General features: G+C 64.4%; 19 protein-coding genes and 1 pseudogene. 11 read left to right on the top strand and 9 right to left on the bottom strand.

The annotated features are described in order from the left end of the window. Positions 1-97: 97 nt before the first annotated feature. The 3 genes from BLT92_RS11370 to BLT92_RS11360 all read right to left on the bottom strand — a co-directional run bounded on the left by BLT92_RS11370 (position 98) and on the right by BLT92_RS11360 (position 3,465). Positions 98-1,318, bottom strand: coding sequence for an HTTM domain-containing protein (locus BLT92_RS11370; protein ID WP_231938781.1), 1,221 nt, complete (start codon positions 1,316-1,318; stop codon positions 98-100). Then, the gene (locus BLT92_RS11365; protein ID WP_092105745.1) at positions 1,308-2,099 is read right to left on the bottom strand and encodes a DUF5819 family protein; all 792 of its coding nucleotides are present in this window, start codon (positions 2,097-2,099) and stop codon (positions 1,308-1,310) included. The genes BLT92_RS11370 and BLT92_RS11365 overlap by 11 nt, the downstream gene beginning before the upstream one ends. Before the next feature lie 127 nt (positions 2,100-2,226). Beyond that, positions 2,227-3,465, bottom strand: a complete 1,239-nt coding sequence (locus BLT92_RS11360; RefSeq protein WP_231938780.1) for a CaiB/BaiF CoA transferase family protein — start codon at positions 3,463-3,465, stop codon at positions 2,227-2,229. A gap of 211 nt (positions 3,466-3,676) precedes the next feature. Here BLT92_RS11360 and BLT92_RS11355 point away from each other — a divergent pair, with 211 nt between their 5' ends. Further along, entirely contained in the window at positions 3,677-4,699 is a 1,023-nt protein-coding gene (locus BLT92_RS11355) for an agmatine deiminase family protein (RefSeq protein WP_197679610.1), read from the top strand. A gap of 182 nt (positions 4,700-4,881) precedes the next feature. After that, on the top strand, positions 4,882-5,253 hold the full coding sequence (locus BLT92_RS11350; protein ID WP_092105742.1) for a hypothetical protein: 372 nt from the start codon (positions 4,882-4,884) through the stop codon (positions 5,251-5,253). A gap of 193 nt (positions 5,254-5,446) precedes the next feature. On the opposite strand, the gene cls is transcribed toward BLT92_RS11350, so the two are convergent. Continuing rightward, complete coding sequence (gene cls / locus BLT92_RS11345) at positions 5,447-6,943, bottom strand: cardiolipin synthase (protein WP_092105741.1); 1,497 nt, start codon at positions 6,941-6,943, stop codon at positions 5,447-5,449. 235 nt (positions 6,944-7,178) lie between these two features. Here cls and BLT92_RS11340 point away from each other — a divergent pair, with 235 nt between their 5' ends. Then, positions 7,179-7,877, top strand: a complete 699-nt coding sequence (locus BLT92_RS11340; protein WP_092105740.1) for an NUDIX hydrolase — start codon at positions 7,179-7,181, stop codon at positions 7,875-7,877. A gap of 59 nt (positions 7,878-7,936) precedes the next feature. Here BLT92_RS11340 and BLT92_RS11335 read toward each other — a convergent pair whose 3' ends face one another. Together BLT92_RS11335 and BLT92_RS11330 are read right to left on the bottom strand one after the other, a co-directional pair. Then, positions 7,937-8,818: an enoyl-CoA hydratase-related protein gene (locus BLT92_RS11335; RefSeq protein WP_092105739.1), complete on the bottom strand. Its 882-nt coding sequence runs from the start codon at positions 8,816-8,818 to the stop codon at positions 7,937-7,939. 32 nt (positions 8,819-8,850) lie between these two features. After that, a complete protein-coding gene (locus BLT92_RS11330; protein WP_092105736.1) occupies positions 8,851-10,134 on the bottom strand; it encodes an MFS transporter in 1,284 nt (427 codons plus the stop codon). A 145-nt stretch (positions 10,135-10,279) separates the two neighbouring features. Between BLT92_RS11330 and BLT92_RS11325 the strand changes: the two genes are divergently transcribed. From BLT92_RS11325 to BLT92_RS11310, 4 genes are all read left to right on the top strand, one after another. Beyond that, complete coding sequence (locus BLT92_RS11325) at positions 10,280-10,705, top strand: TM2 domain-containing protein (protein WP_092105734.1); 426 nt, start codon at positions 10,280-10,282, stop codon at positions 10,703-10,705. Between the two features lie 93 nt (positions 10,706-10,798). Then, positions 10,799-12,364, top strand: a complete 1,566-nt coding sequence (locus tag BLT92_RS11320) for an FMN-binding glutamate synthase family protein (RefSeq protein WP_092105732.1) — start codon at positions 10,799-10,801, stop codon at positions 12,362-12,364. Positions 12,365-12,405: 41 nt separating this feature from the next. Beyond that, positions 12,406-12,975: a dienelactone hydrolase family protein gene (locus tag BLT92_RS11315; RefSeq protein ID WP_092105730.1), complete on the top strand. Its 570-nt coding sequence runs from the start codon at positions 12,406-12,408 to the stop codon at positions 12,973-12,975. A 211-nt stretch (positions 12,976-13,186) separates the two neighbouring features. Beyond that, on the top strand, positions 13,187-14,167 hold the full coding sequence (locus BLT92_RS11310) for a hypothetical protein (protein ID WP_231938779.1): 981 nt from the start codon (positions 13,187-13,189) through the stop codon (positions 14,165-14,167). Between the two features lie 90 nt (positions 14,168-14,257). Here BLT92_RS11310 and BLT92_RS11305 read toward each other — a convergent pair whose 3' ends face one another. Next, on the bottom strand, positions 14,258-15,061 hold the full coding sequence (locus BLT92_RS11305; RefSeq protein ID WP_197679609.1) for a 3-oxoacyl-ACP reductase: 804 nt from the start codon (positions 15,059-15,061) through the stop codon (positions 14,258-14,260). A gap of 212 nt (positions 15,062-15,273) precedes the next feature. On the opposite strand from BLT92_RS11305, the gene BLT92_RS11300 reads away from it, so the two are divergent. The 4 genes and pseudogenes from BLT92_RS11300 to BLT92_RS11285 all read left to right on the top strand — a co-directional run bounded on the left by BLT92_RS11300 (position 15,274) and on the right by BLT92_RS11285 (position 21,280). Further along, positions 15,274-16,344 carry a hypothetical protein gene (locus BLT92_RS11300; RefSeq protein ID WP_092105726.1) on the top strand — a complete coding sequence of 357 codons (1,071 nt, stop codon included), beginning with the start codon at positions 15,274-15,276 and terminating at the stop codon, positions 16,342-16,344. Positions 16,345-16,471: 127 nt separating this feature from the next. After that, on the top strand, positions 16,472-17,500 hold the full coding sequence (locus BLT92_RS11295; protein WP_092105720.1) for a 3-oxoacyl-ACP synthase III: 1,029 nt from the start codon (positions 16,472-16,474) through the stop codon (positions 17,498-17,500). Between the two features lie 7 nt (positions 17,501-17,507). After that, complete coding sequence (locus BLT92_RS11290; RefSeq protein ID WP_092105718.1) at positions 17,508-20,288, top strand: alpha/beta fold hydrolase; 2,781 nt, start codon at positions 17,508-17,510, stop codon at positions 20,286-20,288. 24 nt (positions 20,289-20,312) lie between these two features. Then, positions 20,313-21,280, top strand: a pseudogene (locus BLT92_RS11285) (NAD-dependent epimerase/dehydratase family protein). Positions 21,281-21,301: 21 nt separating this feature from the next. Here the strand turns inward: BLT92_RS11285 and BLT92_RS11280 are convergent. Beyond that, positions 21,302-22,033 carry an ICP22 family protein gene (locus BLT92_RS11280; protein WP_092105716.1) on the bottom strand — a complete coding sequence of 244 codons (732 nt, stop codon included), beginning with the start codon at positions 22,031-22,033 and terminating at the stop codon, positions 21,302-21,304. A 162-nt stretch (positions 22,034-22,195) separates the two neighbouring features. Continuing rightward, complete coding sequence (locus tag BLT92_RS11275; protein ID WP_092105714.1) at positions 22,196-22,918, bottom strand: SDR family oxidoreductase; 723 nt, start codon at positions 22,916-22,918, stop codon at positions 22,196-22,198. Between the last annotated feature and the right edge of the window lie 128 nt (positions 22,919-23,046).

The raw sequence follows: 23,046 nt of genomic DNA, 5'->3' as shown, positions 1-23,046 counted from the left end.
GCCAGAGCCCCATCGAAGTTTCAGAGCTCTGCTTTAAATGCGAGCTCTGAAACTTCGATGGGGCCCTTTCTCCTGCGCGCCCGGCAGCGCGCACGCTTCAGCTCGAGGACTTCGCCTTCGCGCGTTCCATCCCTTCGGTCGTCGACGTCCACCAGCGACTCACAAACCCGTGGAGCTTCTCAAAGCTGCGGTCGCGGATGAAGATGGCATCGACTGCGATCATCGTCAGTGAGAACCAGGGCAGTCCCATCAGCAGAGCGATCCCCAAGTGGAAGGCGAGGATGCCCAGTAGACCGATGATTCGCGTATACCTATTGAAGAGCATGAACGGGAACGCGCACTGGAACAGCACCGAGGCCCAGGAGATCGCGACGACCATCGGCCCCCAGGCCGTGAGCAGATCCGAGAGGACCGGCCAGGTTCCGAACTGTGCGGTTTGGAGCGGGTTGTACACCGCGAAGCCATGCTGCCAGGCGCTGCCGCCGGCCTTGTACAGGCCACCCGACATGTAGATCGCGCACACCTGGAAGGCCAGCACGACGATCGCAAGGTTGTTGGCCATGATGAGGACCCAGCGGTAGCTGCCCCCATCGGTTTCGGGAAACTCCGGATTCTGCTGTCTCTTGCGCTTGGCGTCCAGCGACCACCGTCGAGTGGTGTCGGCGAAGAGCATCGCGATCATGAACATGCGATACGCATTGTCACCCTGATCGCCGGCGCCGTCGTTGAGCTCGATGAAGCTCACCCACGCGACGAGGTAGAACGGCAGAACGATGCGAGTCCGCCAGCCGAGGATGATGAGGATCGCGAGAACCCCCAGACCGATGATCATGGCCGTGAACAGCGGTGGAGTGGTCACCGCGCGGTGAAAGAGCGAGAACAGCCAGATGTTCGGGAAGTCACTCTTGGGCTGCGCGATCTCTCCGTTCCAGGCAGCGCCCACGCCGAAGGCATAGTGCCTGGCGTTGAAGTTCGTCAGCAGCAGGCCGAGCCCGGTCAAGCCGATGAGAATGCGGGTCACAGCGAGACCGTAAGTCGCGTGGTAGCGGCCGGTGAGCATCTCCTCGAGCCAGTTCCACCCTCGCGAGATGCTCGCAAGGACGCGAGAGGCGATCGGAATGCCCTCGTTCGACCCCGCTGCCTGATGGACGTGCCCGTCGTGCTCAGAGGTCATGTCGTGCTCGGACTTCTCATCTCGCGCAGCCTTCGCGTTCTGCGCAGCCTTCGCGTTCTGCGTGGACTTCGCGTTCTGCGTGAACTTCGAGTCGTGGGTGCTGTTCTCGGCGCCTTTGACACGGGTGTTCTTGTCACTGCTCATCTGCGCACCTCACTTCATCGGAGGCACAGAAGTACTTCGCGAATTCCTCCTGGGACTGGTGCGGTTCGGTCACCAGTGCGCGCCACCCGACCGGTACGGGTTGGATGTTCGGTCGTTCGGCATTGTCGTCGTTGCGCTGCGCGAACGGCACGACGTTCTGGCGGGCGGCTTGGTACTGAACGCGCTGGACGTCCTCACCCCAGATCGCTTTGGCCACCTGCGTGGCATAGGCCGTGGCCAAGTGCTCGCTTTCCAGGTAGTCGTCCACGGTGCCGTCGGGATCGTCGTACTCTTCCAGCTTCGACGTGAGCCGGTCGACGGAGTCATCGCCCTTGAAGTAGTCGAGTTTGACGATCGCCTTCTGATCGTTGGGCAGATCCTCCCACGACCCCTTGATGTCTGAGGCGACCCCGACGCCCAGGCCGGCCGAGCGGGGTGGGAAGAGCCTGTAGGTCGAATGGTCGAGTTCGACATCGGTTGCACGAACCCACTCGGTGACCTTCTCTCCGCCGTCGGCAGTCTCAACGACCGCGCGAACGTCGAAGTAGTAGTCGCCGTTGATCGGTTCGGGAGCGAACACGCTCCACGACTGACCCCACAGCGGAATCATGTACTCGGAGAGAAGGTTCCCCGGCATCACCTGCCGCATCGTCGATGGCGGTGCGATCCACAAAAAGCTTGCGAACAGGTGAAACGCCGTCAGCAGCATGGCAACAACCATCAGCACGCGTTTGACGGCGGGCCGACCGGCGGCCCTCGTCTCAGTCTTGTCTGTGTCCATCTCAGTCCTGGAATCTGGTGCGCCACTTTGCGAAATCCGCCTTGACCAGAAGTGGACTGCTCAGGATCTCCCCAGTGACTAGGGTGCTTTCATACAGACTCTAGGGTACGTCAGTGATTCCGGAGTTTCAGCCCGAGCAACCGCAGTCTTTCGCGAACCCACCCTGCCAGAGTCTCGATGCAGAAGTCCAACAGATCCTCTGCCGCAGCCAGTCCTTGACCGCCTCGGTGCTCTCTCCCAACTTCGGCGGCGCGAGATCGTAGCTGGCCGGTGTCTCGGACAGACGGATCGGATTGGCCACCGTCGGGATCACACGATCCCCGGCCCCCGCCTCGGCGACGGGCTCGAGACCCAGCGAAGCCGCCAGGTCGACGCCCTGGGCGATCGTGTTGATCGGAGCGCACGGCAGCCCGGCCGCGGACAGGATGTCGAACCATTCCTGGTTCGTCTTCTCACTCAGTGCGGCGATGAGTTCGGGTTCGAGTTCGGCCCGGTTCTCGTTGCGGTCGGAGAAGTTCGCAAAGCGTTCATCCTCGGCCCATTCGGGGTGACCCAGCACCGCGGCCAGTGAACGGAACTGGTTGTCGTTGCCGACGGCGATGATGATCTGCCCCTCGGCCGTGGGCATCGGCTGGTAGGGGTAGAGGCTCGGGTGGGCGTTGCCCATGGCCTGCGGAACGACACCGCCGGCCACGTACGCCGAGGTCTGGTTCGCCAGCCCGGACAGCGCCGAGGACAGGAGGTTCGTTTCCACCAGCTGCCCTTCGCCGGTGTCCTTGCGGTGGGCGAGCGCGGCGAGGATGCCGACGGTGGTGTGCAGACCGGTGAACACGTCGACGACGGCGACTCCTGCCTTGACCGGGCCCGACTCCTGCGAACCGGTGACGCTCATGAAGCCGGACAGCCCCTGGATGAGCAGGTCGTAGCCGGGCTGCGGATTGTCGCGGCCGAATCCGGTCACCGAGGCGTAGATGATGCCCGGGTTTTCGGCCTTGACCGTGTCGTAGTCGAGCCCGTACTTCGCCAGCCCGCCGGCCTTGAAGTTCTCCACCAGAACGTCGGCCCGCCTGGCCAGCTCCTGCGCCAGGCCCAGGTCTTCCTCGTCTTTGAAGTCGAGGACCACGGAATGCTTGTTCCGGTTCGCCGTGAGGAAATACGTCGCATCATCACCTCGCCGAGGCGGCGCCCAGTGCCGTGTATCGTCACCTGTCCTGCCCTCGACCTTGATCACCGTGGCGCCGAGATCGGCCAGCATCATCGTCGCGTAGGGCCCCGCCAGCACACGGGAGAAATCGGCGACGACCACACCCGCCAACGGACCGGTCCCCGACCGAGAGAAGAGTTCCTGCAGATCCTGCTGTTCCACGCGCTGCCTCCCATGGCGAGTTCGAACCCGGATACCCGGGCATCCTGTCACTCACGCCAGACTATACGGAGACCGAGAGCTGGCTTCTCAATGAGGCACCTCGCCGCCGGGCAGGTGCGGAATCCGTTGCCCTCCATCAGTCGATCCTCGCTAGACTCAAGGGCAAGCCAACGCTTCCTCTGACTCGAAGGGATGAACGATGACGTTTCACATGCCCGCGGAAACTGCCGCCCATGACCGCATCTGGATGGCGTTCCCATCCTCCGGATACGCCCTGGGCGACACCGAAGGTGAGGCAGAGGCCGCCCGCCGCACCTGGGCCGCGGTGGCACGTGCCACCAGCGAGTTCACGCCGGTGACTGTCGTCGTCTCACCGGCACAGACAGACAACGCCCGCCGCCACCTCGGCGAGGGGATCAAGCATCCGATCACTGTCGTCAACGCCGAACTCGACGACGCGTGGATGCGTGACATCGGTCCGAGCTTCGTCGTCGACGACAACGCGAAGCTGCACGCGGCGGACTGGGTCTTCAACGGCTGGGGCGCCCAGGAATGGGCGAGATGGGATCACGATCAGCACATTGGTCGCTTCGTCGCGAACCAGGCGAGCGTCCCGATCCTGGACTCCCAGTTGCGCAACGAGGGCGGCGGCTTCCACGTCGACGGGCGGGGCACCGTGCTGGCCACGCGCAGTGTGCAGTTGGATCCGGGCCGCAACCCCGATCTGACCGAAGCCGATGTGGAAGCCGAATTCGCCCGCACCATCGGGGCGAAGAAGGTCATCTGGCTCGACCACGGTCTCTACCGCGACAATCAGACCTTCGGCACGCGTGGCCACGTTGACATCGTCGCGGCCATGCCCAGCCCCGGCGTCGTCCTCATCCACGATCAGCGCAATCCCGAACACCCGGACTTCGAATTCTCTCAGCAGCTCAAGACCCGCTTCACTGCTGAGACCACCGCGGACGGTCAGCCCTTCGAGATCGTGGCGATCCCGGCGCCGGAGGTGCTGCGCGATGACGAGGACTGGGTCGACTATTCCTACGTCAACCACCTCGTCACCAATGACGGGGTCATCGCCTGCACCTTCGACGATCCGATGGACGCCGAGGCGGTCGCGGTCTTGGAGAAGGTCTACCCGGGGCGCAAGGTCGTCGGCATCGACGCCCGCGAACTCTATGCCCGCGGCGGTGGAATCCATTGCATCACCCAGCAGCAGCCCACGGTGAGCTGAGCGCAGAAGCACTGTACCTTTTCCACAAACCTGAGGCGAAATTCTTTCACTCGGGAACGGTCTGCAGTATAAGGTGGTGAACCAGGGCACAGCGCCGATGCGCACGACCGTCGACCATCGTCGGTCTTCGCACTCGACAGTGTCGAATGCAGTCACGGCAAGCTGAGAAGGAGAGCAGGAAGATGAAGAAGCGGTTGATTCTCCTGGCTGGTCTGGGAGTCGGTTACGTACTCGGATCACGCACCGGACGTCAGAGCTACGAAAAGCTCAAGGCCCAGGCACAGGATCTCTGGACCGACCCGCGAGTGCAGGACACCGTCGAGAAGGCCAACCAGTCGATCCGCGACAAGTCCCCGGCCGTCGCCGATGCAGTTCAGACGGCAGCCGACAAGGTCAACGCCGCAACCGGAAACGGTGCAGCCGGCGCTGGAGCAGGCACGGGTTCAGCGGGCAGCAAGCCCACAGGAACCCCGCCGGTCAAGGACGATGTCATCGCCGATCCCGAACGCGACCTCGACGACGAGGGCCCCGCCGGACTCTCCGAGGACACCTGACCTATAGCCTCAGGCAACAGCTGACAACGCTCCCGCACGCTGATCCAGTGTGCGGGAGCGTTGTCGTTGCCGACGGAATTCCGCGCGCCGCCAACCCGCCGACCCGCCGGCCGTAGCTGCGGGCTCGCCCTTCCCTCATAGTGTCTGAAGCAGCGATCCCGTGAGTTCCCAAAGCAGTGAACTCGTGAGTTTCTCAGAGCAGTGAGCTCGTGAGCCTGGCGACGTTCTCCACATACTTGTGCAGCAGCGGCCGTTCGCTCCACTCGTCGGCGTCGAGTTCGACCGAGTTCGGCGCATACCTCTGCGCTTCGAGCTCGTACATCCGCTGCGTGAACTCCTTGTCGACGATGAACATGGTGACCTCCATGTTCATCGCGAAAGACCGCTCATCCATGTTCGAGGATCCGATGATCGAGACCTCGTCGTCGATCATGAGGAACTTCGAATGCAGAACGGTCGGGGCGTGATAGAGGAAGATCCGGACTCCGGCTCGCACCAGATCGGCGTAATAGGACTGCTGTGCCCGCTGAGTGACCCAATGGTCGCTCGTCTCGCCCACATACAGGCGCACGTCGACTCCGGACCGGGCCTCGGTCGTGAGTGCGTGCATCAGTGATTCGTCGGGCACGAAGTACGGTGAGCAGACGACGACGCTGCGGTTCGCGTTGTAGATGAGGTGGTTGAACAGACGCAGGTTGTTCTCGTCTTCGAACCCGGGCCCCGACGGAACCACCTGTGCCTGGATGCCGCCGTTCTGCGGCGCCCGCAGCTCTCCCTGTGAGGGTTCGTCGAAGAGCTCACCCGTTTCCGAATACCAGTCCGTGACGAACACCGCATCGAGTTCGTCGACGACCGGCCCGGTGCACTTCAGCGACAGATCCATCCACTGGAAGCCCTTCCGCCGGTTGCGCCGTTTGTTGTACGACCGGTCGATGATGTTCTGCGAGCCGGTGAAGGCGACGTCGGCGTCGACGATGAGGATCTTCCGGTGGTTGCGCAGGTCGGGTCGCTGGTACTCGCCCCTCCAGGGGCGGATCGGCAGTGCCCTGCGCCAGGCCACACCCGAAGAATCGAGCCGCTTGACCAGCTCCGAGTACCCCGGATACCCCAATGAGCCCAGGTGGTCGATGAGGATCCGCACCTCCACCCCACGCTCGTGCGCGGCCAGCAGCGATTCGAAGAGCCGCCTCGTCGTGTCATCGATCGCGACGATGTAGAACTCGAAGTGGACGAAGCTCGTGGCCGCATCGATCCGGTCGGCCATCGCCTCCATGCAGGCGTGATTGTCGGTGTGGAGTTCGAAGGAGTTGCCGTGCGTCATCGGCAGTGCGCCCAGATCGTAATTCAGCTGCGCTGCCGTGCTCAACGGCTCGGACATGTGGGCGGTATCGCCGATGATCGCCTGGTCATCGGTCTGGTCACGAAAGATGTCGTTGACGAGCCTCTGCTTGTCCCGCCGCCGCTTCGGCAGCTTCGCGGATCCCAGCAGCAAGAACGCAAGAATCCCGGCATAGGGGATGAGGAAGATCGCGAGCAGCCACCCGAGGGCGACCGACGGTCTGCGGTTGTGCGGAATCCACCCCAGCGCGACGATGCGGATGATCATGTCGACTGCCAGGAGCGTGAATATCAGCCAGTTGGGCCACGCCTGGTCAATCGTGAAGAAGGGGTAGATCTCCAAACCTCTCATTTCCGCGCCCTACCGGTCTGCGGGCTGTCGGCGCCTGGTGCCGCTCGCCGACTCTGACGACTCAACTCTCAAGATTTCTTGAGGAATTCGCCGTCGTTCCTCTCTGCTGCCCATCGTATCCTGCTGCGTGAATCCTCCGGTTCCTGCCGCTGCAACCCACCCCGCTTCTGCCAGGCCCGCCGCTGCGGGGCATACTGGGAGGTGACGACCAGACCGAGAAGCGAAGGTGCTGACAGTGATTCGAGACATCTCCCCCGAGGGATCCGACCGTTCGGACCTCGCCGACTCCTCCAGCCGCGGCCCGGATGTGCCCGAACCGAGCGCCGTGCCGATCAGGCCCGCCGTCAGCGTGCTCATGATCCGCGACGGCAGCAGCGGACTCGAGGTCTTCGTCCAGCACCGGGTCTCGACGATGGACTTCGCCGCCGGCGTCGTCGTCTTCCCCGGCGGTCGCGTCGACCCCATCGATGAGCAGACCGCGTCATCCATCGATGTCCCCGACCCGCAGACTCATCAGGCAGCGTGGAAGGACTCCACCATCGCCGAGGCGGCCGATGGTTGGCGCGTCCTGCTGGCCACCGCCATGCGTGAGGTCGAAGAGGAAACCGGGGCTGTGCTCGACCCGGCCGGTCTGAAGCCGTGGGCGAACTGGGTGACCCCGGCGGGGCGGCCGAAGCGCTTCGACACCTACTTCTATGTGCTCTCCGGCGGCGACCTCGAGTCTGCGCACCACCAGACCACGGAGGCCCACACGAGCGAGTGGATGTCGGTGGGTGAGATCCTCACCGCTGAAACCGAGGAGCGGCTCAAGCTCATGCGCCCGACCCTGGTCCTGCTGCGTGAACTCGCCGCGTTCAAGACCGTCGCCGAGGTGGTCGGATTCGACCGGACCATCGACCCGGTCCGCCCGGAGTTCCCCGGCAAACACGGCTGAGCTTCCACGTCAGCTCGCCACTGCTGAGTCCCCACCGGCCACGGTCGGATCGCTGGGCGTCAGCCCTTCGCCTTCTGGGCCATGCGCGCCAACCGCTCTGCCACGACCTGGCGCTGCTCGTCCGTGCCGATGAGTGAGGCCAGCGCCTCCTGTTCGGCGTCGAGGCCCGTGGCCAGATCGGCCTCGTAGGAGAGGTCGACGAGTTTCTTCGCCCAGACGAGTGCCGAGCGTGATTTCCCAGCGAAGTCGGCCGCCAGTTCGAGCGCTCGCTCCACCGGGTCCTCGGTCACCTCTTCGACGAGACCGTTCCGCAGAGCCTCTTCGGCCCCGATGGCCTCACCTGTGGCGATGAGCTTCTTCGCCATTCCGGGTCCGACCAGGCGGGGCAGGAGCTGAGTCCCGCACATGTCCGGGATGATTCCCCATTTGATCTCCATCAGCGACAGCTGAACGTCCTGACCGGCGATGCGGATGTCAGCGCCCAGCGCGATCTGCATCCCGCCGCCGAGTGCGGGCCCCCTGATACCGGCGATGACGGGGACCTCGATCAGGGACCACACGTGCACGGCTTTCTGAGCCAGCGCTCGAGCGGATCCGAGGCGCTCACCGACGGCAACGGCACTGCCTGTCGCTGACGATGACTCCGCGCCCACCTCGGCGGTAGTCGGGGTCTCGGCATCCGCCTCGGCGGTCGTCGCTGTCCCCTCGTCGGCGAGCCGGGCCATTTCGGTGAAATCCAGGCCGGCGCTGAAGGCCCGCCCGCGACCGGAGAGGACGACGGCCCTGACCTCGGTCGATTCCTTGAGCGCGAGGCCGACCTCGACGAGGTCTTCGAACACCTCGCGCGTGAGGGAATTGAGCTTCTCGGCGCGGTCGATCTCCACATGGGCGACGCCTCGGTCGATCGCATAGGTGACGTTCGAGTGTGTCGCCTGGGGCATGATGTCCTCCGGTCCTTGAGCTGAACAATTGATCAGTTGCGTTTCTTGAACCCTATCGAAGCTCCGGTCAGGGTCAAGATGAGAACGGCGAACAGCGCGGTCATGCACATGACGACCACACCCGGCCACGCATAGTCGGTGAACAGGACTGCCGACAGCCAGGCGCCGAGGCTGGTGCCCAGGTAGTAGACGGTGAGGTAGATGGCCGCCGAGCGGGTGGAGTCGACTCCCGGCCGTGAGGCGCTGGCGGCCGCGGATGCGCCCGTGTGGCCGAGGAAGAACCCGCCGGTGAGCAGGGACATGCCGATGATGATGACGACCAAGGAGTCGACGAGGGTGAGCCCGGCACCGGCGAGCGCCGTGATCATTCCGAGCAGCGTCAGTGAGGTGCGCGAGTACTTCGTCGCCAGGCGCCCGTAGTACGTGGTGACGACGGTGCCGACGAGGTAGATGAGGAAGAACAGGGCGACCGCGCCCTCGCTCAGGTGCCAGGGATCGTGCTGCAGTCGGGTCCCGAGCATCGTGAAGGATCCCCCGAAGACGATCATGCAGAGGAACCCGGTGAGGTAGATTCGCCACAGCCCCGAGCCCAGCGGAATGATCGCTCGCCGAGGCGGCTGTCCCGGTCCCGCAGCTGCCGAGGCATCCCGTCCAGCGGTCGAGGCATCCTGCGCGGTGATTGAGTCGTCCCGGGCAGTGGCCACGCCGTCTCGTGCGGCGAGTGCTCGTGAGGTGGAGAACAGATCGTGGCGGAGCAGCCAGACGACGATGAGTCCGAAGACCAGGGAGAGTGCCGCAGTGAACGCCAGGCCACCGTGCCAGCCCAGAACCTCGGCGGCAAGTCCGGTGAGGAGCCGGGAGGAGAGCCCGCCGATCGTGTTGCCGGCGATGTAGACGCCGATCGCACCGGGCAGCGCCGCCGCCGGCAGTCGCAGCGACAGGTAGGCCATCGCGGTGGCCGGTACCGCAGCGATCGCCACACCTTGGAGGAACCTCACGGCGATGAGCAGTTCGGGACTCGGCATGAAAGGCAGGATGAGAGCGAGGAGCGCGGCCAGGACCACACCGCCGGCAATCTGTCTGGCATGCCCGATGCGCGGGGCGAGCAGGGAGAACGGGATGAGGAAGACGGCCATGGCCACATTCGTGGCGGAGACGGTCAGGCTCGCGGTGGGCGCGTCGATGCCATAAGCTCCGCGGATCGCGGGCAGGAGTCCCTGCGTCTCATAGAGGACGAGGAAGACCGAGACGCCGGCCAGGAAGACTGCGATGATGGTGCGCCGAGTACTCGTCGCGCTCGGCTCACCAGTACTCATGCCTCCACGCTATGCCGACATTGGGGAAAACCCCAATGCGCTCGTGTCCATGAGTTTCCTAGGCTGTACTCAGGTCCCCACCTGACACCCGTCCCCAGCTCTCCGTGACTCGCCATTCGAACCACGGAGGGCAGCGAATTAGGAGATGACCACGATGTCCGTGTCCTCCCTGCCCTCCGGCCCCTCACCTCTCGATCTGCCGCGCCTCGACTCCGCACTGCCGACGGCCACTGCGGACTCTCCCGACTCCTCCGATGCACCCAGCAACCGCTCCTTCTTCGTCACCTGGATCCTGTCGCTGACTCTGGGTTTCCTCGGTGCCGACCGTTTCTACACGGGCCGCTTCACCACCGGTGCGCTCAAGCTCGTGACCCTGGGCGGTCTGGGCCTGTGGTGGATCGTCGATCTCGTCATCGTCATGGCCGGCGGACTTCGCCGCGGTCGCCGCCGCCTGCGCGGATACGACGAGTGGAAGGAAGTCGCCTGGATCGCCACGGGATTCTTACTCATCATCGGCTATTCTCTGCAACTCGACGAGCTGATTTCGGCACTGGTGACACAACTGTTGTGAAATTTAGCCCACCCTTTCCTGAAATCCCCGCGTTCTCGGTTTAGGCTCGCATCAAGTACAGACCGCGGACGCTCAACGAAAGGTCAGTTCCCCATGGTTAGTCAGCTCGGAGGAGACTCAACAGGAAAGCGGGTGGCTCAGGCCGCTGCAGCCGTCTCAGCGCTCGGGCTCGGTGCCCTCGCCGCCTGGGACGTGACACAGAAGAAACATTCGATTCTGCGCAACTATCCAGTCGCCGGCCACGCACGGTATCTGCTTGAGTCGATTCGCCCGGAGATCCAGCAGTACTTCATCGAACGGAACTGGGACGGGCGTCCCTTCAACCGCAACACGCGCGCCACGATCTACGAACGCGCCAAGGGCAAGCATGCCGAACGCGCCTTCGGCACCGAACGCGATGTCAATCGCACGGGCTACGAGGCCCTCATGCACTCGAATGTTCCGATCACGAACTCACCTGCTCCCCCACGGATCAGGGTCGGCGGTGCGGAATGCACACAGCCCTACGACATCTCCCTCCTCAACGTCTCGGCCATGAGCTTCGGTTCGCTCAGTGACAATGCGGTGCGCTCGCTCAACAAGGGCGCGGCCATGGGCGGATTCGCCCAAGACACCGGCGAAGGCTCGATCACGCCCTATCACCGTGAGTTCGGCGGCGACCTGATCTGGGAGCTGGGCACCGGGTACTTCGGCGCCAGAACCCCCGAAGGTGCGTTTGATCCGGAAGTCTTCGCGAGTAAGGCGAAGGACCCGCAGGTCAAGATGGTCTCGCTCAAACTTTCTCAAGGCGCCAAACCCGGCATCGGCGGCGTCCTGCCCGGCCCGAAGGTCACCGAGGAGATCTCAGAGATCCGCGGCATCCCCGTCGGCAAGACCTGCGTCAGTCCCCCGAACCACACTGTGTTCTCCACCCCGATCGAGCTCCTGCGCTTCATCGAGCAGATGCGCGAGCTCTCCGGCGGCAAACCTGCCGGGTTCAAGCTCTGTGTGGGTTCGCGCACCGAATTCCTCGCCATGTGCAAGGCGATGGTCGAAACGGGAATCACACCCGACTTCATCATCGTCGACGGCTCCGAAGGCGGCACCGGCGCTGCTCCCCTCGAATTCGAGAACCACGTCGGCCTGCCGCTGACGCAGGGCCTGATGATTGTGCACAATTCGCTGATGGGCGCGGGCCTGCGCGATCGCATCAGGCTCGGCGCGGCAGGGAAGATCGCGAGCGGCTCCGACATCGTCAAGCGACTCATCCAGGGTGCCGACTTCACGATGGCGGCTCGAGCCATGATGATGGCCGTCGGCTGTATTCAGGCTCAGGTCTGCCACACAGGCAAATGCCCCGTCGGCGTCGCCACGCAGGATCCTCGCCGAGCTCGCGCCATCGATGTTCCGGACAAGTCGACTCGCGTGAGGAATTACCACGACGGCACCGTCGCCGAGGCGGTTCGTCTGATGGCGTCCATGGGCGTCTCTCATCCGGATGAGCTGGAACCGACGATGCTGCGCCGCAACGTCTCGGAGTCTGAATCGTGGTCCTATGCCCGACTCTACGACTGGCTCAAACCCGGCGAGCTGCTCAACGGCGCTCCCGATGAATGGGCCGCGGACTGGGAGACGGCGCAGGCCGATTCTTTCGCCATCCCACACGGTCACAGCCGCTGAAGCATCGGTCGTCGAAACACTCGGCGAGACAGGAGACAACCATGCCCACCCTCGTCCTGCTCCATTCCGCGCTGGGCAAGACCCCTGGCATCGATGTGATCGCCGAGCGTTACACAGCTTCGGGTCATACCGTGTTCGCTCCCGACTTCTACGAGGGGCGGACGTTCACGGGGGCCGAGGCGGGGGTCGGCCACGCGCAGGAGGTCGGGTTCTCACAGCTCGTCGACCGCGTGGGCGCGGCCTGCGCGGATCTGCCGGATGAGATCGTGTTCGCCGGTCTCTCGCTCGGGGCCGGCATCGCTCAGCAGATGGGCAAGAACGATTCGCGGGCACGCGGTGTGCTCCTCTGCCACGGCGGGGGCTTCCCCAAGCCGACGCGGTGGCAAGAGAACGTGCCCGTCCAGATCCATTTCTCCGTCGACGATGTTTGGCGGGATGCGGGTGCGCCGGAGACGCTGATCGAATCGGCCGCCCGAGCAGGGGCCCAGGCAGAGTATTTCCTCTACCCCGGCGCAACCCACCTCTTCAGCGACCCACTGGTCGCCGACTACCGCGAGGACAGCGCGCAACTACTCTTCGACCGCACCCTGATGTTCCTCGAACGAGTCTGACCCGCGCAGCCTGCCTCCACCAGCCGCCTGGCCGCCTGGAGCCGAAAGCAGACCGCAGCCTCGAGAGTTGACCCCCTGAGCTCGACTCTCGAGGCTGCGGTCTGCTTTCGATGTATCCGACGTTCGACCGGCTTCGAGCGCCTTCATTCCTCTAGTTTACGTTTGCTGCGCTTTCATTGCGTTTAATGTACTTTGATGGCATTATGTCTTCATGGTTCAGGTTTTCGCGAAACAGGATCTACTCCGGCTCGGATTGACCGACAACGAGATCCGCATCGCACAACGATGTTGTTTGGAGAAGATACGCCGAGGGCACTTTACGGTGACTCGTCCTTGCACCACAGCAGAGCACGCGGTCCTGCACTCCGCGACCTCCTCCGACCCAGTTTCCTATCCTCAGACTTTCGGCGACATCCGCGACCAGAGCGAAAGACTGAAGCCACTGATTCGTTCACGACTTCATGAGCTCAGAGGCGATGACCTCTACTCCCACATTTCTGCCGCACTGATCCACGGCATCCATCCGCCTTTCCCTGCCACTGAACAGGCCGAGATCATCCGCACCGGATACCACCAGAACTTTCCGACACTGAGAATCTACGACCGCACAGTCACACGAGAGCACCGGGCCGAAGTCGGTGACTTTGCCGTCACCGATCTGCCTCGAACACTCAGCGACATTGCGCATGACTATCCCCTTGAGATATCAGTACCGATGATCTCGACGGGTCTGAGAGCAGGGAAGGTCGCCAAGTCCGAGCTTCTCGAGCAGATATGCGCCCGCCGTCGCGGCCGCAGAAACGCCGAGCAGGCAATACGACTCTCCGACACTCGTCACGAATCTCAGGCCGAGTCACTCTGCGCAGTGAAGTTTCACAGGTTCTCCATCAACGGAATGATTCCGCAGGTGACTATCTGTAGCCGTTCAGGAAACTTCCTGGGCAGATGCGATTTCAAGCACGAGGAGTTGCCACTGATCGTGGAATTCCACGGCCTGGGAAAGTATTACCTCAGCGAGAACGGGCCGGATCGAGCAAGCAAAGATAATCACACACGCCACATGCGTCTCACCAATGCCGGCTACACAGTCTTCAATCTGGTTTGGGCCGACCTGTTCCGGAACGAGATGTTCCTCGCCATAAAGAGCCATATTGCCGAGAGTCGACCGCATCGTCGAGAGCGGACTCCCTGAAGTCAGCTTTCGACTCTGCGGTCGACTCTCGAGAGTGAGACCGATGCGGGGCGCGACCACGCCAGGCCTGAGGCGGCGTCCGTCGTCGTTTCAGTCCATCACCAGGCCGTTGTCGACGACGAGGTTCTGACCCGTCACTGCCCGTGAGGCCGGTGATGCGAAGAACACCACCGCCGAGGCGAACTCCTCCGGTGTCGTCACGTGGCCCAGAGGAGTCTGTGCCGCGATCTGGTCGAAGACCTCCTCCGGGGTCGCCGAGGAGGCGTCGGTGGTGCGCAGCAGGCCGCCGGAGACCATGTTCACCCTGATCCCGGAGGGCCCGAGATCTTTTGCAAAGGTCCTGGTCAGCGACAGCAGCGCGGCCTTAGCCGCGGTGTAGTCGTGATAGGGCACGACCGGGTTCTGCACGAGATTCGACCCGATGTTGATGACCCGTCCGGATCCGATCTCGCGGAATCCGCTCATCGCGGCTTGAACGGTGTTGAGCGCAGCACCGACGGCACCACGGAATTGATCGGCGAAATCGGAGAAGTCGATCTCGTCTGCCGGCTGCCGCTCCTCGCCGTTGAAAGAGAAATCCACGAGGGCGCTGTTGACCACCGTCGACACGGGGGCACCGAATTCGGCGTGGGCGGCGGCGAACATTGCGTCGACGGCGCGTGAGTCGGTGACATCGGCTTCGATCGCCACGGCACGCCCGCCTCTGGCACGGACCGCCTCTGCGAGCTCTTCGGCTGCTTCGGCCGAGTAGCGGTAGTTGATGACGAGCGCCGACTCCTCGTGGGCGAAGGCCTTCGCGATGGATGAGCCCACTCCGCGTCCGGCCCCGGTCACCAGGACGATCTGCTGGTCAAGGGGCATGGCCGCTGTCGTGAATGCTTCGGCGTTGCTCATCGCGATTCTCCTTCGAAAGCTGTGCGGGCCTCCCCTTCGAGAGGCCCTGGCAGGTCCTGGCAGGTCGTTATCTCACCCTACAGTCGCCGCGCGGCCCGTGGGCCCGTCGCGGCCCGGATCGCGGCGCGGCCCGTGGGTGAACGTGATTACCGCCTCGATCCTCCATAGACTGGGCACACGACCATCGTTGTCCATCCCCCAGGAAGTCCCTCATGAGCGAGCTCGGCGCCAGCATCTCAATCGGAGTCCTCGCAGCACTCGTCGTCCTCATCGTGTATCTCATCGCGGCCCGAGTAGGCAGATGGCAGCCGGCCCCGCAGCGGCGAGTTCAGGGTGCGCAGACACCCCCTCAGCAGGGGTACGGCCAGGGCGGCTACAGCCAACCGGGTCACGGTCCGGGCGCACGGCCACGAGGCGGCTACTCCGATCAGCCGACCCGGGCCTATGACCAACCGACCCGGGCCTATAACCAGCCCGAGCGCGTCTACGGCATGAGCGAGGACGAGACCCGCGTGCTGCCCGCGGCCGGCACCGATTCCGACGAGCGCGCCACGAAGGCGCAGCTGCGGGACAACATCGGCCAGTCGGGGCAGATGGTCGAGGCGAACCGCCGTGCGGCCACCTCTTCCAACGGTGACACGCTGGCGGTGTTCACCTATATCTTCGGCGCCGCCCTCATCGCCGTCATCGCATTCGTGTTTTTCAACAATCTCCTCCTTCCCGCCACGGTCGGCGCCTTGGCCGGTGCGATCATCTGCGTGGCGCTGGCATCGACGTACACGCTGAAGTCCCTCGAGTTCTGGCCGGACAATTCGACGATCACGATCATCAACCTCCTCGTCGCCCTGGCCGCCGCCGTCGCCATGTTCATCGGCGCAGAACGGACCGAACGCGACGGATACAGCCTGGGCCGCATCACCGATTCCTTCGCTGCGCTGCCCTTCAGCGAAGGATTCACCGGCTTCGTCACCGCCATCGCCGATCGTGTCGTCGAGTTCTTCCGCGAATTCGGCTTCATGGGCTTCGTCTTCCTCCTGCTCATGGGCGCCGGCTGCATCATCGTCGTCACCCTGGCGGCGAAGTCCCTCATCGACGTCATGGACTGGCGGATCTTCGCTCAGTTCGGGCGCTTCGTCACCGACCGTCCCATGTCCCATTCGCGGGCCGTTCGCTTCCAAGCCTCGAAGGTCTCGCACACCGTCACGTCGATCATTCTGGCCGGGATCGCGGTGCTCTGCGCGACTGGAATGGCCTATGACGGATTCACCTGGTTCACTCGCTGAGAAACATCTCAGCCTCGGGGATATAAGATAGTCTCCGGACTTCCCCGTCGTGACGCGCCTCAAGGGTGCATCGCATCGGCCCTCAGCAGACTACGACGAACGACCCGCAAAGGGATGAGAACCTCAATTGGCGAATGGCAACGCAACTTTCCGGCACTCGAACGTGGCGCTTCTCGGCCTGACTGAGACCCTCGCCCCCAATGAAGTGACCTCACAAGAATTCGACGACCGCCTCGCCGATACTCTGTCCACCCTCAACCTGCCGACAGGTCTCCTCCAGCGCGTCGCCGGCGTCGACGCACGCCGCAACTGGGACCAGCCGAGCCACTTCGCTGATGGTGCGATCGCAGCCGGAAAGAAGGCCCTCGCCGAGTCCGGCATCTCTCCCGACTCGATCGGGCTGATGGTCAACACCTCGGTCACGCGTGAGCACCTCGAGCCTTCCGTGGCAGTCGGCGTCCATGCGGGCATCGGTTTGGGCCCGCAGGCGATGAACTTCGACATCGCCAACGCCTGCCTGGGCTTCGTCAATGGAATGACCCTGGCGGCGAGCATGATCGACGCCGGCCAGATCGAGTACGCACTCATCGTCGCCGGCGAGGATGCCTCCCGGGTCCAGGAGGCCACTCTGCGCCGATTGACCCGCCCGGGCATCAGCCGCGAGGAGTACCTCAACGAATTCGCCTCTCTGACCTTGGGTTCCGGTGCCTCTGCTGCCGTCCTCGGGCCCGCCGACAAGCATCCGAACGGTCACCGCATCCTCGGCGGCATCACCCGTGCCGCAACCCAGCACCACGAACTGTGCGTGGGCGATCACAACGGAATGTTCACCGACACCAAGGGACTGCTGGCCGGCGGGATGGAACTCGTCGTCGCAGCCTGGGAAGAAGCTCACGAGGACGGCTGGAACTGGCGCGACATGGATCGTTACGTCATGCACCAGGTCTCCGATGTGCACGTGAACTCGATCACGAAGGCCGCGAATCTCGATCCCGATCGGATTCCGGTCACCTACCCGGAACTGGGCAACGTGGGACCGGCGTCCCTGCCGATCACGCTCAGCCGCGAGGCATCACAACTCAAGCCCGGCGACCGTATCCTGTGCATGGGAGTCGGGTCGGGACTCAACACCGCAATGACCGAAATCGAGTGGTAGAGGTTCAATGAGATTTCCTGCACGGCCGGCTCAGACTCCCCCGAAGCTGCCCGAGTGGGACCCTGCCTGGTCCCGAATCGTCGAGGCCAGGACTCCCGACGGGCCGCATTCCTTCCACGTCCTCGACACCCTCGAGGTGCTGCGCGCCGATGGTCTCGAACCGACCGGCACGATCCTCGCCCTCCACGGCAACCCGACCTGGTCCTACCTCTGGCGCCATCTTGCCCAGGCGAGTGTGGAGACAGCGCGAACCGGGGGCCGCGTGTGGCGCCTCATCGCCCCCGACCAGCTCGACATGGGCTTCTCCCAGAGGCTGGAGCATGAGTCGCTCCCGACTCCCCACGGCGCCGAGGTGCGCCGCATGTCCCAGCGCATCGACGACTTCGACTCCGTCGTGTCTCCCCTGCTCGCCGAGGTGGCCGGCAGTGTCGCTGACCGCGACGGGACCGCGCCCAACAACGGGGCCGCGTCCGCCGAGCATCCGATCGTGACGATCGGCCATGACTGGGGCGGTGTCCTGTCCCTGGCATGGGCGGCACGCAACACCGATCTCGTCTCCGCCTCGATCAGCCTGAACACGGCCGTCCACCAGCCCGAGGACGCCCCGATTCCCGCCCCTCTGCGGGCGACACTGGCCGGGCCCATGCTGCCGACTGCCACCGTGGTCACCGACGGATTCCTGCGGGTGACGATGAGCCTCGGCGACCTCGACCCGGAGATCAAGGACGCCTTCTGCGCCCCGTATGACTCCCTGTCGCTGCGCCACGGAATCGGCGGCTTCGTCGCCGACATCCCCGTCGATGAGAACCATCCGTCCCACTCCGAGCTGCAGCGAGTGGGGGCCGACATCGCGGCATTCGACCGTCCTGCTCTCCTCGTGTGGGGGCCGAAGGACCCGGTGTTCCTCGAACGCTATCTGCGTGACCTGCGACAGCGCCTGCCCCAGGCCGATGTGCACCGTTTCGAACTGGGCTCGCACCTGGTCAGCGAGGACTACGATGTGGCCGGAGTCGTCACCGATTGGCTCAAGGAACAGTTCCCTGCCGATTCTGCGCCCGCTTCCGGCGCATCTGCTGCAACGACTGCCGAGATCACAGGCACAAATGCAGACGCACCGATAGGTCACGCCGCCCCTGCCCGCGGGGTGACAGCGATCCTCGACGCACGCCACGATGACGAGACCATCGCCTCGGTGGACTTTGCTCAGAACCCTGCCCAGCAGATCACCTGGCGCCACCTCTGGCATGTGACGACGAGCATCGCCGGCGGCCTGCTCGAACTCGGCGTGCGCCCCGGCGACCGGGTCTCCATGCTCGTTCCGCCCGGCAACAACCTCACCGCGGCCCTCTACGCCTGCCTGAAGATCGGCGCGGTCGCCGTCGTCGCCGATGCCGGACTGGGACCGAAGGGCATGACCCGGGCGACCACCTCGGCGGATCCGCAGTGGATCATCGGAGAACTGCCCGGCCTCGGACTCGCCCGCGCCTTCAACTGGCCCGGCCGCCGCATCTCCGTGTCCCCGCTGGGACGGACGCAGGCCAAGCTGTTCCAGGTCGAGACCAGCCTGACAGCGCTCTCGCGCACCACACACCACGCCGATCTGCCGACCCCGGCAGCCACCGACGATGCGGCGATCCTCTTCACCTCCGGATCGACGGGACCGGCCAAGGGCGTGCGCTACACCCACGGCGACATCTCAGCCCTCGCGGCAGTGCTGACCCGAGTCTTCGACGTCCGCGAAGGCACCGGACTGGTCGCCGGCTTCCCGCCCTTCGCCCTGCTGGGGCCGGCCATCGGGGCCACCTCGGTGACTCCGGACATGTCCGTGACGAAGCCGAAGACGCTGACGGCCGGCGCCATCTCCGATGCGATCATCGCCGGTCATTCCACGATGGTCTTCGCCTCCCCCGCCGCATACAGGAATGTCGCGGCCACCGCCTCCTACCGCGATGACGAGCAGAAGGCCGCGTGCGCACGGGTCGAACTCGTCCTCTCCGCCGGAGCCCCCGTGCCCCTGGAGCTGATGGATGCCATCGCCGAGGTGTTCCCCAACGCGAGCATCCACTCGCCGTATGGCATGACCGAGGGCCTCCTGCTCACCGACATCGACCATGACGGCGTGATCGCCGCAGACGCCACACCCAACCTCGGCGTGTGCGTGGGCCGCCCCATCGACGGCGTCGAGCTGGCCCTGGCCCCGATCGACGACACAGGTGCGTCCGCAGATGCACTGGAACAGGGCAGTGACGCGCAGGGACACCTGGGCGAATTCGTCGTCAGCGCCGCTCACATCAAATCCGGCTACGACAACCTCTGGGCCACCACCGCCGCCTCGACGCGCGACGACCTCGATGGTCGGACCTGGCACCGGACGAACGACATCGGCCATATCGATTCCGAGGGCAGGGTGTGGCTCGAGGGCCGCCTGCAGCATGTGGTCACCACACCTCGCGGCCCGGTGGGCCCCGGCGGTCTCGAAGCGCTCATCGATTCCGACAAGCAGGTCAGCCGCAGTTCGATCGTGGGCATCGGCCCCGCCGGGACGCAGTCGCTCGTGGCCGTCCTCGACGCCGAAGGCACCGAGCTCTCCCCCGGCCTGGCACCGCTGGACCTGACGTCGAGACTGCGGGAGCTCGTAGACGAGGTCGTCGGACACGATCTCACCGCGGTCCTCGTCGCTCCCACGTTCCCGACCGACATCCGCCACAATTCGAAGATTGACCGATCCCGTCTCGCGACCTGGGCCGACCACGTCCTGTCCGGCGGTTCGGTGCGCACCAAGGGCTGAATCCCGACCGTCTGAGGAGTCTCCATGAAGATCACCGTCACCGGCGCCTCCGGGCTCCTGGGCTCGTCCGTCGCCCGTGCACTGGTGGCCGACGGCCACGAGGTCACGACGCTCCAACGCCGTCCCTCCTCGGTGGCCGGTGCCCGCGACGTGCTCGGGTCGGTTACCGATCCGAGCAGTGTCGCCGAGGCGCTCATCGGCGCCGAGGCTGTTGTGCACTTGGCTGCGAAGGTATCGATGATGGGCGATCCCGGTGAGTTCGAGGCTGTGAACATCACCGGCACGCGCACGCTCGTCGATGCAGCCCTGGCGGCCGGTGTGCGGCGGCTGGTCCACATCTCCTCACCGTCTGTGGCCCACACCGGTGATTCGATCATCGGTGCGGTTGCCGGCCCTGCCTCCCCGAGCTGGCGCGAGGTGAGTACGCGCGGACGAAGGCGGCCGGTGAACTCATCGCCCTGGGTGCTGATTCGCAGGACTTCAAGGTCCTCGTCCTGCGCCCCCACCTCATGTGGGGCCCCGGGGATACGCAACTGACGGAACGTGTCATCGATCGTGCTCGGGCAGGTCGGATGCCGGTGCTCGGATCGGGTGCCCCGCTCGTCGACGCCCTATTCGTCGACAACGCAGTCGAGGCAATCGTGGCGGCCGTGGAGGCCGTCGACTCCACGCACGGCGAATCGCTGGTCGTGACGAACGGCCAGCCGCGCCCCATCGGTGAGCTCATGTCGCGGATCGCGATCGCCGGTGGCGCTCAGGTGCCGAAGCTGCGCATTCCCGTCGGCCCAGCGCTTGCGGCCGGATCGGTCGTGGAGAAGGTATGGGAGCTGGGCGAACACGACGATGAGCCTCCACTGACGAGGTTCCTGGCAGAACAGCTCTCAACGGCGCACTGGTTCGACCAGCGCCGCACCCAAGAGGTTCTGAGGTGGAAGCCGCGAGTCAGCATCGAAGAGGGACTCGAGCTCCTCGCTGCTCACTACGCGCAGTAGGCAGCGCTCAGGGCTGACCCTTCAGTGCTTCGAATCGGGCTCGTCGGTCGTGGGTTCCCTGTCGGCATGACCATCGTCGTCGACAGGATTATTGTCGGGGGTACCATCAGCGGCAGCGTCATCGGTGCCTGCCTCCTCGGCGTCTTCCAATGCGTCCACGGAGACTCCCGGCTCTCCGGTCGGAGGATTCTCCAGGGATGACCCTGTCGCTTCTTCGTCGAACTCATCCGGGGCCAGGGTGTCCGGCTCATCCTGACCTGTGTCGCTGTCGTTCGGGTCCGCTTCGATCGAGGACTCGTCCGAGCGCGGAGACGCGTGAGAGTCCGGTGACACGTCGTCATTTGAATCGACAGCGTCGCTAGTTGAGTCACCATCATCGCCGGCTGAGGATGTGGACGTCGATCGGGTCCCGTCGGTATCGGCGGTATCGGCAGTAGTGGTGGTGTCGGTGGTAGCGGTGTCGCCTGATTCGGTGTCGTCGAGACGCACACCCGCCTCGGCGGCCAATCGAGAGCGACGTTCGGCGCGTGCATTCGCCCGCTCCTCCTCGCTCATTGCCGGCTTCGCGGGTGCTGCGTCCTTATTGCTGGGCTTGACGACTTCCCAGATCAGGAGGACGACGACCATCGTGATGCCGACGGTGGCACCCATCGACAGCGAATTCCACGGGCGCGGCATCGAGAAGATACCGATGAAGGCGTTGACCCCGAACAGAGCGCCGATTCCGATGATAAATGCAACAAGGTATCTCATGGTCCCATTGTGCCTTGTCTGTGAGCACAATCAGGCGATGTCGGCACAATACCTGTCGTGATGTGCCTGAGTTCGCGCAATCTCTGCGCGGGCCGAGCAGACGTTCAGCCCGCCGGAACGCCCACCGGTCCCAGATGGGCCGGTGGGCCCGGCGCATCGGACTCAGGCCTGGTCGCGCGGCATGATGTGGATGTGGTCGATGTTGACGTGGCTCGGCAGTGAAGCAGCCCAGCGGATCGACTCTGCGACATCGTCGGCGGATAGGTTGATCTTGCCCTCGTAGACCTTGGCGGCCTTGTCCGCGTCACCGTCGAAGCGGTTGAGGGAGAAGTCGGTCTCCACCCGGCCTGGGTCGATCTGGGTCACTCGGATGGGGTCGCCGACGTGCTCCAAGCGCAGCACACGGGTCAGTGCGCCCTCGCCGAACTTCGCGACGTTGTAGCCTGCACCACCTGCGTAGGGGGTGAACGCGGCCATGGAGACGGTGTTGATGATGTGTCCCTCGGAGGCGATGAGCTTGTCGAGCAGGGCCTTGGTGACTCGGACGGTGCCGAGGACGTTGACGTCGAACATCCACTGCCAGTCCTCGAGGTCGGCTTCTGCCACCGGGTCAAGTCCCTTGGCACCGCCGGCGTTGTTGACCAGCAGATCCACGCGATCGACGTGGGCGACAAAATTGGCGACTGAGTCATCCGAGCTGACGTCGAGTTCGATGGCGGTGCCGCCGATGTCAGCAGCCACCTTCTCGATCTTGTCTTTGCGGCGGGCGGCGACGATGACCTGCCAACCATCCTGTGCGAGTGCTGCGGCTGTGGCCGCGCCGATCCCGGATGAAGCACCAGTGACGATTGCTACCTTCTGCGTGCTGCCATCTGCTTGAGTCATGGCGTCAGTGTTGCACAGGATACGTTTTCAACAACACCGTCTCACTATGCGCCCTCAGGAACGGCTCTCACGCTCAGGAAACACGGTTGCCATAACCCGTCAACGGTCCGCACGCAACCATCACGGGC

The organism is Brevibacterium picturae (assembly GCF_900105045.1).
Lineage (GTDB): Bacteria > Actinomycetota > Actinomycetes > Actinomycetales > Brevibacteriaceae > Brevibacterium > Brevibacterium picturae.
The sequence above is the reverse complement of the archived record's forward strand: the minus strand, read 5'-3'. Positions and strand labels throughout refer to the sequence as shown.

Bases quoted from the DNA above. Each gene is read 5' to 3' on its own strand.
- BLT92_RS11370 (WP_231938781.1), bottom strand. From the start codon at position 1,318: ATGAGCAGTGACAAGAACACCCGTGTCAAAGGCGCCGAGAACAGCACC.
- BLT92_RS11365 (WP_092105745.1), bottom strand. From the start codon at position 2,099: ATGGACACAGACAAGACTGAGACGAGGGCCGCCGGTCGGCCCGCCGTC.
- BLT92_RS11355 (WP_197679610.1), top strand. From the start codon at position 3,677: ATGCCCGCGGAAACTGCCGCCCATGACCGCATCTGGATGGCGTTCCCA.
- BLT92_RS11350 (WP_092105742.1), top strand. From the start codon at position 4,882: ATGAAGAAGCGGTTGATTCTCCTGGCTGGTCTGGGAGTCGGTTACGTA.
- cls (WP_092105741.1), bottom strand. From the start codon at position 6,943: ATGAGAGGTTTGGAGATCTACCCCTTCTTCACGATTGACCAGGCGTGG.
- BLT92_RS11335 (WP_092105739.1), bottom strand. From the start codon at position 8,818: ATGCCCCAGGCGACACACTCGAACGTCACCTATGCGATCGACCGAGGC.
- BLT92_RS11330 (WP_092105736.1), bottom strand. From the start codon at position 10,134: ATGAGTACTGGTGAGCCGAGCGCGACGAGTACTCGGCGCACCATCATC.
- BLT92_RS11325 (WP_092105734.1), top strand. From the start codon at position 10,280: ATGACCACGATGTCCGTGTCCTCCCTGCCCTCCGGCCCCTCACCTCTC.
- BLT92_RS11320 (WP_092105732.1), top strand. From the start codon at position 10,799: ATGGTTAGTCAGCTCGGAGGAGACTCAACAGGAAAGCGGGTGGCTCAG.
- BLT92_RS11315 (WP_092105730.1), top strand. From the start codon at position 12,406: ATGCCCACCCTCGTCCTGCTCCATTCCGCGCTGGGCAAGACCCCTGGC.
- BLT92_RS11310 (WP_231938779.1), top strand. From the start codon at position 13,187: ATGGTTCAGGTTTTCGCGAAACAGGATCTACTCCGGCTCGGATTGACC.
- BLT92_RS11305 (WP_197679609.1), bottom strand. From the start codon at position 15,061: ATGAGCAACGCCGAAGCATTCACGACAGCGGCCATGCCCCTTGACCAG.
- BLT92_RS11300 (WP_092105726.1), top strand. From the start codon at position 15,274: ATGAGCGAGCTCGGCGCCAGCATCTCAATCGGAGTCCTCGCAGCACTC.
- BLT92_RS11290 (WP_092105718.1), top strand. From the start codon at position 17,508: ATGAGATTTCCTGCACGGCCGGCTCAGACTCCCCCGAAGCTGCCCGAG.
- BLT92_RS11280 (WP_092105716.1), bottom strand. From the start codon at position 22,033: ATGAGATACCTTGTTGCATTTATCATCGGAATCGGCGCTCTGTTCGGG.
- BLT92_RS11275 (WP_092105714.1), bottom strand. From the start codon at position 22,918: ATGACTCAAGCAGATGGCAGCACGCAGAAGGTAGCAATCGTCACTGGT.